We start from the raw sequence: 17620 nt of genomic DNA on the forward strand, positions 1-17620 counted from the left end.
ACAGCGTAAACTCGCTAGGCTTCTTCAATACAGATGGCGATATCTTTAACTTCATAAATCCGTAGGCCATCTTTACTCAAGTTGGCATCGCCCATAATGATGCGTTTGCCATTGTCGTCTGTCACGCTGGTAATGTGCACATCCAGCGACATCTGCTTGTTTAATGGGTTAATTTGGCCGCGATACTTCCATTTGATATCCGATAATATCTGGCCGAATTTTGGATTCTTAAAGCCCGCACCAAGGTCTTGGTCAATCGCATAGGTTTGCATCAGCTCGATAATGGCTTCAACCCCTAATGAGCCTGGCATTACCGGATCTTGATGGAAGTGGAATTGGAAGAACCAATCACTCGGGTCAATGGTGCGCTCGGCGTATAAATAGCCAAGGCCCGCTTTACCGCCGGTCTTCACGATGTCGGCTTTGTCGATAAAGTTAAGCTGACCGCCCGCTAAACGGTAATGCGGCTGACCTTCTGGCGCGTTAAAGCTGCGATGCTGTTTATCTAACAGATTGATTTGGCTATCGGCGGCTATACCATTTTGCACATGCCAAGGCTGAGTGATCTTGCCGTTGTCTATGCCAAGTTGGTTTTTCAGCGCATCGCCCTTGAAGTAACCAAATACCGCTTTACCTTGGTAGAAAGGCTCGCCATCGCAGCTTAACTCGAAGCTGAAATTTTGGATGATGTTGCTGCCGGCAATCACAGTCGATAACAGACGTGAGTCGTTCACTATGGTTTTGCCGCGTAAATCCACATGGCGCAGTAACTTACCGTTGCCGTCTAAGTTACGGAAGAACAGCTCTTGGCCGGGGAAGCCCAAGGTGGTGCCCATATAGCCCGAGATAAAACCGTTTGGCTGCAGTGATATTTCCATTAGCACTGAATAGGGCATCACAGCGTGATGGCTGTTTTTATCGTAATACCAAGCGTTTACTGGCACTTCGTATTCAGCGATGCAAGATGAGGGCTTTTTCAGCTCGCCGCGTTTGCCGTCAATCGCAATGACGCGGGTGGTGAGCTGCAAGTCACCGCAAGGCGTGCGCGGTGGAATTAGGCCGCGATAGATACTGAAATCGGGGCCGAAGCAGTTTTCGATATCGCCCGTGGCAAATTCGAACATGTGATACGGCGTGAACGGCAGGGTATCGGGCACGCGGTTAGCATACTTTGAACCCGCAGGCGCAATCGGCGCAGGTACATGCTTAAGCGGCACTACGCCTTTATTGGTTGGCGCAGTTAAATCTGGCAGCTGCGCCATCAGCGGCGCGGCTAACGATGCGGGTGTTGTCGAAACAAGCGGCGCAGCCGAAACAGCATTTTTAGCTACATTTCTAGTCGTATTGTTAGCTGTGCTGTTGGCATTATCCGCGAGGTAGCGGGTGCATTCGGCTTCTTCTTTGATCATCACCCCAAGGTTTTGGAAATCCACGACCACTTTGCCATTGAGCAAAATATCGATATTCGCCTTAGCATACGGGCGCGGGCTCATACCGATTTCGGTGATTTCCATGCGATAGGTGAGCAGGCCAGATTGTGGCAACACTTGACCGCGACAGCGCACTTTTTGTGATGCGTTTTCGAGCGGTTGGAAACGACCGTTTTTGACGCCACCTTCTTCTGTGCTGGCGTGCATCCCAATATGCAGCATAAAGAATTGCAGTAATTGACCACAGCCTTCGGCCATTAACGATCCCGCCATCACTTGGTCGCCCTTGAAATGACACGGGAAATACCAATGATCAGCTTCGAGCTGCTTATGACCTTGAACTGAACCTAAGCCCCACGCGCCGCCATGCACCTCAAGATTGCTGACTTGTTCAATCATCAGGAATTTTTCAGAGGCAAAACACAGTGACGGCTGCAACCCATATTGGGCTTGATGCGCCGCATGGGCGCCGCCAAAACAGCCACCGATATCGGCGCCGAGCAGTTTATGGATTTGGCTGTAATCAAATTGGCTTTGCGCGCAGTTAAGTAACGGATTAAAGCGCGGTTTATTCGGATTATTCAAGGCGAGGTTGCGCGCTTTGATTTCAGCTTCGGTGTGAATAACACCTTTGCCGTCGGCTAGCTCTTTATCGGTGAAGAAGCCGGCACAGCCGCCATCCATTTTAAGGATCAGCTTGTCGCCCACAAAACATTCGTAGGAGAAGAAGAACAACAAGGTATCGCCATTGCGGGCAAAGTGATTGATGGAAATGTCGTAGCGCAGGGTGTCGCCACCGCGCGGTAAGTCGCCAAGGAAGGTCAGGGTGCAATCGAGCAGGCGATAAACGCGCTCGCCTTTATTTTCAAAATCGATACCTAAGTAGCTGATCAGCATTAAGTCGCATTGACCCGATTCAACCGCCACGGCCCAAGGGATTTGGCCATCGACCAAATACGGCGCGTCCACAGGAATGTCGTATTCTGTGGTCATAGTGCAAGGCTGATATTGGTTCATCTGGGCGTTTAATTTCGTTACCCGAGATACCAGTAAATAGTCTGTGGTTGGCAGGCGTACACGGCGCGAATAGCTGTCGATAATGGCATAATCTGGGCCAAATACTTTAGCAATATCACCTTCGGCGTACTCGACTAAATCCGCATAATCCCAAATGCAAGGCTTGCTTATCGGTGTTGGCGGCGTGTACTCAGGCACTTTTGCATGATTGGGATAAAGCACAGGATGTGGAAGAACCGCTGTCGCAGATGCCTGAACAATGGCTTGCTGTTGTACTGGTGCAACTTGGGCATTGACGGCTAACTCGCTGGCAAGCTGGGCTTTCATCAAGGCATCGGCCAGTTTCAGTCCTTCAGCGCGACTTTGCAAAAAGGCTAAATGCGCCTCACGGACGAGTTGCTGATTGCTTAAAAATGCCGCGTCTTTTAGCTCTGCTTGAGCGGCGTTTTTATTGGGCGTGCTTAGGGCATTCATTGGCATGCTGCTTAATGTCTCTTTTTGTTGAGCCGTGGTTGGGCTGCTTGTTGCAAAGCTATTCGTGTCTTTGCTCGCTATTTGGGCCAAATGTTTGCGTTGGCTGCGTGCTGGCAGTGCTGTCATGGCTTGGGCTTTTTGTTGTATAGCATCAAGGCCTGCGAGCGGCGTATCAAGGATATGCTGATAGATATCGCGGCCACCGAGTGTCACTTGTTTTATTAAGTGTTTTTGCTCAGAAAGCGTTAAGTCTTGTTCAAGCCTTTGCTGCAAACTGTGCGCTTGCGTAGCACTTTGACTGAGCAATAACTGCGAGCATTTCCCTTGGCTAAACGTCGCTACGAGCGCGTGCTGCACTTGATTAGCTTGTTGCTGTACTTGGTTTTTTAATTGCCCATGATTTTTAAATTGTCCGTGATTTTTAAGCTGAAGCAGCGCGCTCAAAATACTCGCCATACCCGCAGCGGCAAAGTTGTGGCCAATGGTATCAGCGGCTTGGCTGCGCTGGTTCACACTCAGCAACAAGGTATTGAGTACCAGCTCTGAATCGGCAAGTTGCTCAACCGCAATACTGGTTTCAATCAAGCTAATCTGGCTGCTATTCACCTTGGCTTGGGTTAGCAAGTCATCGCAAATGCGCGCCGTGTTACTGTGACCTTGTATGTCACAAATCGCGCCAAATACTTGGCCGCTGATATGACCATAGCTGTTGCTATTGGCATCATTAAGTAGAACATTAGTATTTGAATTTTCAGCAGTTAGCACCAGTGCGCCAGCACCTTCACCGACTTTCCAACCAGTGTCAGTGGCATTAAATGCCACTGGCGATACGGCGTTTTTAAGGATCACTTGCTCTAAACTGCCACTTAAATCGACGGCGGCGATCACTACGGCATCCAAGGATTCTTGGGACAAGAGGTTTTCGGCCACATCGATACAGCGGGAGACCGATTGCTCCGCCGCCGAAATGGTAAAGGCAGGGCCGTTAAAGTCCCAAAGGGATGCGATACGTGACGCCATGATGTTGCCAATAAAACTGGTGTATTGGTTCAGTTTGGCGGCATCGAGCACACTGTCCATGGCGATTTTTTCAAGGGCGAGATACTCGGCTTGCGTGAGTGTTATCCCTTGTTTTTTAAGACTGTCTGCCAGTTGGGTGTGTAGATTTACGCGGCCACGGAACTGGTGTAATTCCAGTTCAGTTTCCATCGCCACTAATACGGCCACCTTGCCACCGGGTTTTAGATTGGCATCACGGATCGCTTCATCGGCCACTTTGATCAGCAGCAGTTGCTGGGAGATCAGGCGGTCATCCTCATTGGGCGGCACTTTAAAGCGCAGGAAGTCAAAATCGAACTGGTCGATATATGCGCCTTGCGGTACAGAAGACAAGCCAAAGTTAGCTAAGATCTCAGGATGTTTATCTAAGCCTTTCCAGCGTTTAGCGGGCAGCGGGATAAAGGCATCTTGCCGAGCATGAATCGTGTTATCCAGTGCATTAATGGAGGTTAAAGGCCCAAAGTGCGATGCTAAACCAATGATATTTAATGGCGTGTGCTGATAACTTACAGTAGCAGCCGGTTGTTCACTCTTTTTGTTTGTATTGGCAGCATAGGATTCCAGCAATAAATGCGCGTTACAGCCGCCAAAACCAAACACGGAAACACCTGCGTGGCGGCGGTCATTGCCAGCTTTATCGGGCCAAGCATGTAATTCTGTTGGCAGATTTTTAGCGCTAAATAAGCCCTTAGGCGAGGATATCGGCGCTGATAAGTTAATACTTGGCGGCAGTCGACCCGAGCGCATGGCAAAAATCATCTTCATGATCCCCGGCATGCCTGCGGCTGTGAGTAAATGGCCTAAGTTGGATTTTGCCGAACCGATCAGCGGCACTGCAGAGCCTGCGAGTTTGTCCTCAAAAAAGCGTTCCATCGAAGCGAGTTCGACCTTATCCCCAAGCGGCGTGCCTGTGGCATGGCATTCAATCACTTCGATATTGGCAGGCAGTGTGTTTGCCGCATTATAGGCGCGCTCGAAGGCTTGTACTTGGCCCTTGCTGTTGGGGCTTAATACAAACTGGCCTTTACCGTCGTTCGACAAACCAATGCCGCTAACGACGGCATAGATGTTATCGCCATCGCGCTCGGCATCTTCTAAGCGTTTTAAGACTAACACCCCAGCGCCTTCTCCAGCGAATAAGCCTTTGCTGTTGCTATCAAAGGGCGCTGAAATACCGTGATCTGGGTAGGCGTGGAAAATTGAGAATCCCATGTTGATAAAAAAGGGATCGGCGCCCGATACTGCGCCCGCAAGCATCATATCGGCCTTGCCAGTTGTTAGGTAATCGCAGGCGAGTTTGAGTGCATAAACCGAGCTGGCGCAGGCGGCGTCCAGACTCAACTGGGTGCCACCCAAACCGAGTGCATCGCTGACTAGCTTTGAGGCTGTGTGAGCAACGGCGCCATTGGCGACGTTTAAGGCTTGGCTATTGGCATTGAGATCGTTAACTGAGTTGCCAAAGTCAGCCAGCTGAAATGCGCTTTGGTTAAGTTTGTTTTGCAGCGCCTTTTCAACAGTTTGATGATACAGAGGCAAAAACAGTTCGTTGGAGCGGGCGGTGGGGAACGACAAGGTTCCCATTACAATACCTGTGCGCGCCAGTACGGCATCGCTTGGTGCAATCCCTGCGTCTTGCAGGGCTTTGCGACTGCAATCGAGTGCCCATAAAAAGCTTTCATCTAAACCGTCAAAGGCGGACTCAGGCAGTTGATAGCCCTTAGCATCAAACTGGAAGTGTTGGATGTAGCCGCCCTTATCACAGTAAAAACGGTCAGATTGCCCCTGCACACCTTGATAATCGGCTGGATTGGCATTGAGCTTTTCGCGATTAATTTGGGTGCGAGAGTCTTTTTTATCCAGCAGATTTTGCCAGAAAGTTTGAGGATTGTCGGCGTCAGGATACTGAGTCGCAAGACCGACAATCGCAATTTTTGACGCACTTTTTGATGCGCGGTTTGACGCACTTTTTGACAAAATCATAGGCACGGTAGTTTTATCAATAGTAGGGGAATGCTGAGAACTCACTGGGGTTCTCCTTTTGGTGATACTGCTGATGATAAAGGGGCTGCGTTAGCACTTAATGGCTTAATGAGCGGCGCGAGCGACAGCGGTACTCTGTGGCTTATTAGCTGAGCTAAACACTTGAGTAAGCTGGTAATCGCATCGGCACCCTTGGCATTGCAAGCAATGGCGACTGTTGCCTCGTTTACCGTGCTTTGGCCTGCATGGGCATGGCTGATTTTATCGATAAGTGTGCTGGTTTGCCTATCGGCGCCCACTTCGACAAATAGCCTTGCACCTTGCTCAGTGGCATTTTGAATGAGCGCACTAAAGTCGAGCGGCGAACAAAAGGTATCGGCAATCGCGCGGCCAATGCTGTGACTATCCACGGTTACTGGCGCAGTTTGCGCTGCGCTGATAAAGCGAATAGGCGAGCCATGTGCTGCCGTTTCCAGCGCCTTAGGTTTCAGTGCCTCAGGTTTCACTGCTTGAGTATAGAAATCTTGTACTTGCCCATGGACTAACAGGGCTGGCGCGGTATGCATTGCCGTGACCCGATTGGCGGCAATCCCACGCTTACCTAACTTTGCAAGTAGGGCTTTACAGCTTGTTTCGCAGCCGGCAATAACGCAAGTATCACCTTGAATGATGGCTAAGTAGGCGCGAGGGAACTCTGGCAGTAATGCTTTGATTTCCTTGCTATCGGCGCGCACCACAAAGCTATTCCACACTATGGATTCATTATCCTTAAGCTGCCATGCTCGGCGCACTGCGGTTAGCTCGCCAGAAATGGCATGGTTGAAAATATCGCTATTTTCGGTGGCGTTGATCATCCCGTGGGGCGTTTGCCACACATCTAGGCTGGCCCACATGGCTGCTTCGCCCATTGAGTAACCGAGCGCCATTTTTGGCTTAATATTAAAGACTTGGGTCAACAGTTTAGTGAATAGATAACTGGCGCCCACGCCACTAATCGCTTGTTGGCTTAAGCTCATGTCAGTTGCCGCTTTAACATCTGCCGCATAAATCTGCGATGATTGCAGCATGGCGCTTAAATCGCCTTCACGTTCTAGCTGGTGATACAGCGCGGGGAAATACTCATGCAAGTTATTGAACATATTGGCGTAAACAGTGCCAACGCCGGGGTATACAAAGGTAAGTCCTGCATCCCCTAGCGGCTTAGCGGTGAAACAGCTACCCGCTGGCGTTTTAAAGTGTTGACCATGATGACGAATAGCATCACTTTCAAGCGCCGAAAGCATAGCTTTGGCTTCAAGTTTGAGGTCATCAATCGATGCTGCCATCAAGACTAATGCCAGTGGTGCGTTGGCATCATAGCGTTCAAAGCAAGGTTTGAGATATTCTGCGTGAAAGCCTACGCCATTTTCCACTGTGTTAACTAGCTGCAATACTTGCGCGATGAGTGAATCAATATTGTCACCACTTATCGGCACAAATAGTCTGTTTTCATCAACAAGGGCTTTGGGTGCGGTAAGTTGTGTGCCTTGGGTCAGCACAATACTTTGGTTTAGATGTCGAGACTCATCCGTTTGATTTGACGTTTTTGCGACAAGATTTAGGCACAACACCCGCGCTTGATGTTGGTCGCTAAACCAATAGCCCGCTTGATGATTTGTGTCGTTTGCCTCTTTAATATCAGTTGCGCCATGAAGCGGCGCTTGTGCTCGCGCAGCGAGGGCGGTTACGCCTTGGCGCAGCGCAACAAAGGCCCCGTTGAGAGTGTTGGCGACGAGTTGATGCTGAACGGTTTGTGCAGGGCTGCGCTTTGCCGCTACTAACGCCGCATTTGCAACAGCCGCTGCATTTGCAACACCTGTAGTTTGATTGCCAGCGGCAAAGCCAGCAATAAACGCGTGGGCGTGAAGACGCAGTTTGGCGGCACGTAAACCATCAAGCAAATACAGGGACTGAGCCAAAGGCTGGGGCAGATTGCCATCATTGAATTTAAGTTCAACGAGCTTGCCTTGCTCAATGGCTGTTGTTGCTTGGCCTAACAAGGCAGTGAGCGAGCTTTGCTCATACACTGACGGTTCATGCACTTTTGGTTCATGAGCTGTCGGCTCTTGTGTTGTAGATGGGGCAGCATCTAAAGCGCAAATTTGAACTCTTTCACGTTCCGCAAACGTCTCTAATACTTGGGCTGAGTGAGAGTCAAGATTGACCGCGTCGCCAAGCAACACTGCAATACGCAGTGGCTTGGCAAGCTTTTCAGTCATAGCCGTGTCTGCTATCGACGTTTCAGTTTGGCCGCTATGTATAGTTACTAAAGTGTGGGCTAAATTCACTCGACTTTTGCCTCCACGCTTTCAATGGCTTTATTAGCAACTTTATTAGCTAAGAATGCACCGTTAAGGTTTTTGCTGATGGTGACTTTGGCGTTGTTCATCTCGCAGCTTAAGCGGCCATCTTGATGATACAGAGCAATATTGGCTTCAAGGGCACGGCCTGAGTGTTTTACCACCTCGAGCACTAGATACCCTTTATCGCCAAAGGCAAACGGCGCATGGGAGATAAACTCACCAATGCTTGATGGCAAACTTGCCGCGCCATATTTGAGTCTCGCCCACACCAGCATCGCCTGTAGCAACAAATCTTCCGCAAAGGCTTGTGAGCCTTTAGGCGTGAGATTAGGCACAAAATCCCCGCAGTCTGCTAACGCAACATGGGGTAGGCTCACCTTGGCGATTAAGCTCGCATCGTCAAACTTCACCACCGACTCAATACCTTGCAGTCTTGGGCCGTGGAAAAGTGTGCCGTCGCTGTAAAGGCTGCCCGCAGTTGTGATGACAGAAAGTCCCGCCAAGCTTTGCGCGTCAAAGGCGGTTGCTTTGCTGTTAGTGGCTAAGTAATCGTTAGCCGCGTCATCAACAGCATCATCAACGACTAGGATAGCTTGATATTGCGGACGACCTTCAAAGCTGATTAAGGCACTGAATTGTCTACTCATGCACTCGTCTGTGTCTTCCGTTGCTTTATCCGTTAACGCAATCGGTACAAGTTCAAGTTCCAGCGTGATGGGGGCTGCACTTTCTAACACTCCATTTTGTAACACGGCAGTGTCGAAAATAATGCCCTTCAACAGCTTGTAGCTTTGCACTTTGACTGGTTGCTTGAGCACATCAAAGGCGGCTTCACGCATCCACTGAATCGCGCACACAGTCGGTAATACGGGATTACCGTTAATGCAGTGATCTTCAATAAAGATCATTGCCTTAGGGTCCAGTGCGCGCTGCAGTGTTAGCGGTCGCGTGAAAGCGATTGCAGCAAGTGTTGATGCCAAAGCATGCGGATCCGACGCGTCAGTGGTCAGATCCGCTTCAGGCTTTTTTAGATTGCTACCTTGAGTTGCTTGCTCGTCACTTGGAACTGTGCCTTGCATATCAGTACCGACCAGCAATTGTGCGCCTGTGTTGCTCAGTAATTGGCTAGCAAATAACTCAGCGCCTGCCTTTAGCGGGATCACATAAACACCGCGATCGATAAACATCTTTTTCAGCGCAGGATTCACCATGCCGCCGTCCCACGGACCCCAATCGAAGCTCATCACTTTGGCATTTGGCAGTTGCTGCGCCAGTTGCAGTGCGGCTTTGTTGAGTATGTCGTTGGACATGGCGTAATCGCTTTGGCCAGTATTGCCGTAAAAACCCGCCGCCGAAGAGAATAGGGCAATCAGTTTTAATTTATCTAAATCCAGTGCGGCAAGTAGATTGCTTATACCAGTGACCTTAGTGCCATACACCCGTGCTAACTCATCTAAGGTTTTGTCTTGGATGTGTTTATCGGCGAGTACGCCCGCACCATGGATGATGCCAGTAATAGGCGACAACTCGGTGATCGGCACTATCGTGCTGGCGATCGCATCTGGATTGTTAACATCGAGACTTAAGTACTCGGCGCTCGCGCCCACAGCGGTAAAGGCTTGCAGTGCGGCTGCAATTTCTAGGCTGCTTTGAACTGGCCATACTAAGGCATCCACTTGTTTTGGCGTGGGTTTCTCGCCCAAGCTTTGAATGTGGGCAATAGCTGCGGCTTTAAGTTCACTGTTATTCTTACCCTGTGCCCAAGCGGGAATGGCTTGTTGGCTGCTTCTGCCAGCAAGGATAAAGTGCGCCTTGCTGCGTTTGGCTAAACTTAGCGCACATTCAAAGGTCACGCCTTTTGCGCCACCGGTCACCAGTATTTTATCTGCACTCGTCAAGTTTGCCGCGCTGTGGCGGGTATCAGCCTTGCCAGCAACTAAGGTTACACGCTCAAGTGCTTGGGCTGCGCCTTGGCTAACACCGACTTCCAATACGTTATCGGTTGCAAAGAGCTCAGCGATCACTGCATTGGCCAGTTGCTTGGCATCAAGTGCTGGCGCGATATCTAAGGCGCGGCAATGCACGCTTGGCCACTCGTGGCTCAAGGTTTTCGTCAGACCTGCCAATGCTGCTTGGTTTAACTCGCTGCGGGCAATTTGGCTGTGGTTGAGATAACCAAAACCACCGTCGATACGACTGACGCTGATAAAACTACTACCAGTATTGGCGGTCGCTGCTGTTGTTAAAAACGGTTGTAAGTGCTTGGCGAACAAGAACGCTTGCTCGACGGATGCCTTGGCGGCACTGGACAACACTAAACCTTTCGCATCGGCTGAGTTTTTATGTTGTGGTTGCAGATGAATAAAGCCTGCAACCGTACCTAAGCTTTTGATCTCATTAATTACGGCACCAATGCTGGCATCGTCAATCGCCGCCAATGTGAAGCTGGCAATGTGGCTATTGAGCGGTGATGCACTGGCCACAAGGCTTTCAGGCGAGCGCACAACCACAACCGTTAGACCTTGAGCATGCAATTTTTCGGCAAGTACGCCAGCATTGTGGCCATCATCGCTAATGATAATGCAGGCATCTTTAGCAAAAACGCGTGGCAGGCCTTGTTGCGCTGATTGCTTTGACGATTGCTGTGGCGATAGTTGCGCTAGCTCAGCCGCCGCTGGCAACTTTTTTAGCACCACCTCACTGTGTGGCGGTAAATCGATAGTAGGTTCAGGCTGAACGACAGCGCTAACTGGCGCGGCATTCTGGCTTACCGCGTTTTGGCCTAGCTTGCTTTGCATATAGCTAACGATTTCACCTAAGGTGCGACACTCGGCCAGATCTTCAGGATTAAGTTCAGGCAAGCCCGGTAGCTCGTCTTGCACTGTGCCTAAAATTTCAACGCGCTTGATGGAGTCGATACCTAAATCGGCTTCCATATCCATGCTGAGTTCCAGCATTTCAGTGGGGTAGCCTGTCTTGTCGGCCACCACAGCCATCATGGTTTGTTGGACAAGTGCAGCACTTAAGCCATTATTTGTTGTAGTGGTAACAGTGACTTGCGCTGCTGTTGTAGCTGAAACCGAGCCAACCGCAGGTAGTTTGCTGTTCATGTAGTCAACGATTTCGCCTAGGGTACGACACTCGGCCAGATCTTCAGGATTCAGCTCAGGTAAGCCCGGCAGTTCGTCTTGCACTGTGCCTAAGATTTCAACGCGCTTGATGGAGTCGATACCTAGATCAGCTTCCATATCCATGCTCAGTTCCAGCATTTCAGTGGGGTAGCCTGTCTTGTCGGCCACCACAGCCATCATGGTTTGTTGCACTAACGCAGCGCTTAAACCGCTGGCGGCAGGCGCGGCAGTTGTCACATGAGTTGCTACGATAACTGATCCCGCAGTTGGCAGTTTGCTGTTCATATAGTCAACGATTTCACCCAAGGTGCGGCACTCGGCCAAATCTTCTGGGCTGAGCTCAGGTAAACCTGGCAGTTCGTCTTGCACTGTGCCTAGGATTTCAACGCGCTTAATTGAATCGATACCGAGATCGGCTTCCATATCCATGCTGAGCTCCAGCATTTCAGTGGGGTAGCCCGTCTTGTCGGCTACCACTGCCATCATCGTTTGTTGCACTAACGCAGCGCTTAAACCGCTGGCTGCAGGAGTTGTTGGCGCTGTTGTAGAAACGACAACTTGGTCAGCCGCTGGCAATTTGCTGTTCATGTAGTTAACGATTTCACCCAAGGTACGGCACTCAGCCAAATCTTCTGGGCTGAGCTCAGGTAAACTCGGCAGTTCGTCTTGTACTGTACCTAAGATTTCAACGCGCTTAATCGAATCGATACCTAGATCGGCTTCCATATCCATGCTGAGCTCCAGCATTTCAGTGGGATAGCCTGTCTTATCAGCCACCACAGCCATCATGGTTTGTTGTACTAACGCAGCGCTTAAACCGTTAACGGCAGGTGCGGCTGTTGCCACTTGAGTTGCAACATTTGCAGCAGTAATAGGCGCTACGATAATTGAACCAACTGCTGGAAGCTTGTCATTTTGTGTAAGCTTACTTTGCATGTAGTCAACGATTTCACCTAAGGTACGACACTCTGCCAGATCTTCTGGGCTGAGTTCAGGTAAGCCCGGCAGTTCGTCTTGCACTGTGCCTAGGATTTCAACGCGCTTAATCGAATCTATACCTAAATCGGCTTCCATATCCATGCCAAGTTCCAGCATTTCAGTGGGATAGCCTGTTTTATCGGCCACCACAGCCATCATGGTTTGTTGCACTAACGCTGCACTTAAGCCGCTCGTTACTGGTGCCACAGGTGTCACTTCTGGCATCACTACAGCAGGCATGACTAATGCAGGAGCGGCAGGCGCAACTTGTACAGTCACAGCAGGTGAATAAGCAACGGGAGCGGTTTGCACAACAGGCGCAACAGGTGTGTTAACCGCGGGTCTCGTCGCAACAGCTTGAGCCGCTACTGGTGCGGCATTGTGTGCCACTGTCGTTGCCGCAACAGGTGCAGGAGCTGGCGCAGTTGCTCGTGGCTGACTTGCAACTGCTGGAGTAAAGTTAATCGGTGCATTGTTTAACATCGCCAAGGCCGCTTGGCTGCTATTGCTTTGTAGCTGCATAAATTCGGCGTGGCTTTGCAGGGTTTGTGCTTGATGCTGGTGGAACATTTCCATCGAGCGTTGCAGGCTTTCAGGGATTGCAATGCCAAGGCTTGCCATCTTGGCTTGTTCAGTCATCAGTGTCGTGAAGGTATCGCCATATTGCTGTGGGATAGCTAAAAACTGTTGATGCAACTGCGCCGCTTGAGATTGTGCGCTGAAAAATGCCGTTAATGCATCGCCGCTGACGCTTGGGCTCAACTGCGCCGTCGCTTGTTGCTGGTGATTGCTTAAGCCTTGCGTCACGCTTGGGGATGTTTGTTTCATTTCAACAGTTGCCACTTGATTCGCTTCCACTTCTATTATTTTTTCAACAACTTTTTCGACGATGACTTCTTTCTCAACGATTTTTTCGACTTCTCTTTCGACAACCGTTTCAACGATGCGATCCACATATTGCACTTGGCTAGTCACGCTGCCTGTGGCGAGGGATTTAGCCATCTTAGCTTTGGTTGCAGCACTAATATGGTTAGTGGCGGTGAGTTTGATGTTCATCGCTGATGGCGCTTCACGTTCGGCAATTTCTTGTGACGTGACGGCTTGATAGGGGTCAACCTCAGTTAACGCCACGCCGGCTACAGCTAATTGCACTGCGGCTAAGCGTAATTGACTGTCACTGTCGCCCTTAGGATTCGGGTTCATGCTGACAAGGCAAAGCTCATTTAAGTGTTCACCTAAGGTATTTTCAACTAACTTTTGCAGTATGTTCTTAGGACCAAACTCAACAAACACACGGGCGCCAGCGTCATACATGGCCTGCAGTTGTTCGCTAAAATGAACCGATTGCAGCATGTGTTGTTTAAATTCTGCTTTAATGGCTTTGCCATCGCTTGGGTGCAATTGACCTGTACCGTTGGCATAAAGTGCGACTGAAGGCGCGCTGAATTTAGCTTTATCAATGGCTTTGGCAAATGGCTTTTGTGCGTGTCCAACCAATGGGGTATGGAACGCGCCTGAGACAGGCAGGGCAATCGCTTTAAAGCCCAGTTCGCTAATGGCTTTAGCGGCCAGCTGAGTTTGTTCTGTGCCACCTGCGATGACTAATTGTGTCGGTGCGTTGTAGTTGGCAATTTTAACGCCATCAAACTGGGCTAAACAGCTATTGATCGCATCGATATCATTCTTTTGCTTAAGAATAATCGCGAACATGGTTCCTAAATCAACTTGAGTCCCAGTATCGCTCGGCACTTGCGCCATGGCATGCCCACGGGCGAAGGCCAGTTCGACGTAATCTTGATTGGAAATCACGCCTGCCGCGCAAAGGGCTGACAGTTCACCAAAGCTGTGACCTGCCACCATATCGGGTGCAAAACCCGCTTGCGTTAATAGCGAATATTGCGCCATTGAAACCGCGCCTATGGCGCTTTGAGCGAACAGGGTATTGGTCAGCGCCGCTTCTTGGGCTTTCACCGCATCGGCATCGAATGCTGGAATAGGGTAGAGGATGTTCGATAACGGTGTTTGACCGTGGTGAGCAAATACTTTATCGCTGGCCGTCACTTGTTGGCGCATTTCCGGGAAATGGCAGGCAAGTTCGCGGCCCATGTTCAGGTACTGTGAACCTTGACCGGCAAACAGGGCGGCCACTTTATTGGAGTCATTCTTGCTATTGGTTTCAGTGACTAAAGCTTTTGCGCGGTAGCTGATGCCAGACGGTAATTGCCACGCCTCGCTTGCACTGGTTTCTAGGTGCCCGCTTTCTAAATGCGCAATCGATTGATTTAACTGAGCTTGCAGCTGTGCGATATCCTTAGCCACAAAACCTAAACGGGCATCTGTGCTTGCCAGCGCGCGCAGCGGATATTGCTGAGCGATAGCGTTTAGGCTCGCAGCGCTGCTCTTATTCGCGTTTGCGCTTGTGTTCACGCTTTGGCTCAGCGCAGCTTTTAACTCGCTAAGCAGCGCGGCTTTATTGGCTGCGGCAAATAATAGCGTCTGCGGCACACTGCGCTGACGATATTGCTCATCGCGGCTGTGCTCAGGTTTGTATTCTTCTAATACAAGATGGAAGTTCGTGCCGCCAAAACCAAAGGAGCTTACACCTGCACGGCGCGGCGTTGCATCGGCGCGCTGGAACCATGGGCGAGTTTCGGTATTTAAATAGAATGGTGAGCTTTCGATATTTAGTTTTGGATTAGGCTTGCTAACGTTAATGGTCGCAGGCAATACCTTGTGGTGCAGCGCTAGCGCGGCTTTGATCACCCCCGCAGTACCTGCGGTTGATTTAGTGTGACCCACTTGGGATTTCACTGAACCTAAAGCGATATGTTGATTTGTGTCATTGCCTTGGGCAAATACCGATTTTAAGCCATTGAATTCAGCCACATCACCTGCGGCAGTACCCGTGCCATGGGCTTCAACTAAGCCAATGCTGTGCGGGGCAAAACCTGCATCGTCGTAAGCGCGTTCGAGAGCTTTAGCTTGGCCCTCAGGGCGCGGCGCATAAATACTCTTAAACTTACCGTCAGATGAGGCGCCAACGCCTTTGATGACGGCATAAATTCGGTCGCCATCGCGCTCGGCATCTTCAAGGCGTTTAAGCGCGACCATGCCGATCCCTTCGCCGATCATCATGCCTTTTGAATCGATATCAAAGGGTTGAATGGTTTCGTTAGTGGTGAAGGCTGGCGTTTTTGAGAAGCTCATGTACATGGACGGCGAGTTGTCAGTACAGACACCGCCGGTTAACATCATGTCGCTGCGACCTTCGGTCAGTTCAGTTAGCGCCATACGCATAGCGGCAAGCGAGCCCGCACAGGCAGCATCGACCACACAGTTCATGCCGCCAAAATCAAACCGGTTGGCGATACGGCCTGCAATCACGTTGCCTAAGGACCCTGGGAAAGAGTTTTCTTCCCAGTGGATATATTGGTCTTGGAACTTTTTGATCAGCATTTCGCTGTCTTCATCGCTCAGGCCGCTGCTTTTGAATACTTTTTTAAGCACTGGATATTGCAGGCGCGAGTTCAAGCTCTGACTGATTTTTTGACCACCACCCACGCCTAGGGTGATGCCGATACGGTCACGGTCGTAATCGGCGGGCAGATTAGCATCGGCAAGCACTTCTTTGGCGACAATCAGCGACAGCAGTTGCGAGGTATCTGTTAGCTCAAGAATATTGGGTGGCAGACCAAATTCCATTGGATTGAAGTCGACTTCTGGTAAAAAACCACCGCGTTTACAGTAGCTTTTATCGGCTTTGCTTTTGTCGGCATCGTAGTAATCCTCGGCGCGCCAATGGGTGTCTGGGATGTCAGTAATGGCATCGATTTTTTCGCTGATCAAATCCCAAAATTTATTTAAATAACGCGAGTTAGCGAAGATGCTGGCCATGCCGACGATGGCAACGGGCATATCTTTTAAACGTTTGTTGAGTCGTTTATCTTTTTTTGACTCAGTCGCAGAATTAGGTACAGAAGGGGTATGGCTCATAAAGAGTCTCCACGGGTCGACCTGGATACGGTGACCTTGTTTTGGGATCCAGCCGCGTTTGTCTTTGGCGTGCCATGGGCACCGGGAAAACGGGCTAAGAAGGTGTGATAGTTGCGAACGAGCAACTTTCGTAAATGAAACGGCCCATGTCTGAGGACATAGGCGATATATCTATTGGTCGCTTGGGTATTGCTGTCTTGATAAATATCGAGGTAAATCCAATCACTTGCTGTGTCTACGCCTAATAGTACTGAGCTTGGCGCTTGCTCAGTGAGCTGCGGCGGTATGGTGAGTGACACTACTTGCACCACAGTATTGCCGTCGGTACTCGGCAATGCGAGGGCTTTGGCCAAGGTTTCTGGATTGACCGTATAGGTTTGGATATCGCTGCCTTGAGTCACAGGCAATTGATTAAAATAGCGTTCGGGGACTTGCGGTGCTTCAAATTCATCGAGCCGCGATATGCCGTAGCGCTTTAAGCAACGGGCAAGGCCGGAGCGCGACACATTGGGATTAATAAAGGTTTGGGTGACGTTGAGCAATCTATCTAAGGTGAGTCTGAGTTGATAGCGTAATCCCACCACCACATATTCTTCCATCGGGGTGAGCGTGGTGTTGAGGTGATGGGGCGTGTTCGAACTGTTACTAATGGACTCACGCTTCCGCCATTTACGCACCGTTGCCTCGGTAATATTTAAAATTTTTGCCAGCTGGCTGACGCTCAGATCCGATTGCTGGATAAAGAGTCGCATTTCAGGCGTGGTGGTGGCGTTTCGATGCCGAGGTGCGCTGTCTTTTTTCGCCGCTTGAGTCGTGCTCTTGGGGGCGTAAGACGGCGCTTTAGATTGAGAGTCGCGAGCTGCCATTAATAATAATTATCATCCGACATAATCTATTGGGACTGAGAAGCCATTTTGGCTGAGTCAGCTGTGGCACTCTTGAAGAACATAGTGACACTCATCCTAAAACCTGTGCTTATCATCTGTGTCACTTAATGGGGATGCAGATTACCTGAGGTTTCGGGTCGATACAATCATCTGGGACTGGAATTTATTGGCTTTCGTTGAGTAATGGTATTTTCTGTGCGTTATGTTGGGTTTTCGCTGACCGCTTGGGCTTTTTAATACTTTGATAGTGGAAGAATTAAATTTTTAGGGGCGATAAAGGCCGCTTTTTTGAGTTCGCGGGGTAAAATAGCCCAATATTGGCTTAAGCC

The 17620-nt window shown here is 50.1% G+C and carries 4 protein-coding genes; all 4 read right to left on the reverse strand.

All coding sequences use genetic code 11. The features are described from left to right. Nucleotides 1-14 precede the first annotated feature (14 nt). From L5L97_RS01865 to L5L97_RS01880, 4 genes are read right to left on the reverse strand one after another with little or no spacing between them, the layout of a single operon-like run. A complete protein-coding gene (locus L5L97_RS01865; protein ID WP_411568955.1) occupies nucleotides 15-6005 on the reverse strand; it encodes a beta-ketoacyl synthase N-terminal-like domain-containing protein in 5991 nt (1996 codons plus the stop codon). Next, nucleotides 6002-8287 (reverse strand): PfaB family protein, encoded by a 2286-nt coding sequence (locus L5L97_RS01870; RefSeq protein WP_263180958.1) that lies wholly within the window; start codon nucleotides 8285-8287, stop codon nucleotides 6002-6004. Before L5L97_RS01870 ends, L5L97_RS01865 begins: the two co-directional genes overlap by 4 nt. Further along, nucleotides 8284-16404, reverse strand: coding sequence for a type I polyketide synthase (locus tag L5L97_RS01875; protein WP_263180959.1), 8121 nt, complete (start codon nucleotides 16402-16404; stop codon nucleotides 8284-8286). The genes L5L97_RS01870 and L5L97_RS01875 overlap by 4 nt, the downstream gene beginning before the upstream one ends. After that, entirely contained in the window at nucleotides 16401-17270 is an 870-nt protein-coding gene (locus L5L97_RS01880) for a transcriptional regulator (RefSeq protein ID WP_263180960.1), read from the reverse strand. Before L5L97_RS01880 ends, L5L97_RS01875 begins: the two co-directional genes overlap by 4 nt. Nucleotides 17271-17620: the final 350 nt, after the last annotated feature.

Source organism: Shewanella sp. SM71 (assembly GCF_025653905.1).
GTDB lineage: Bacteria > Pseudomonadota > Gammaproteobacteria > Enterobacterales > Shewanellaceae > Shewanella > Shewanella oncorhynchi.

Excerpts from the sequence above, each read along its gene's own strand:
- L5L97_RS01875 (WP_263180959.1), bottom strand. The coding sequence starts at position 16,404 with ATGAGCCATACCCCTTCTGTACCTAATTCTGCGACTGAGTCAAAAAAA.
- L5L97_RS01880 (WP_263180960.1), bottom strand. The coding sequence starts at position 17,270 with ATGGCAGCTCGCGACTCTCAATCTAAAGCGCCGTCTTACGCCCCCAAG.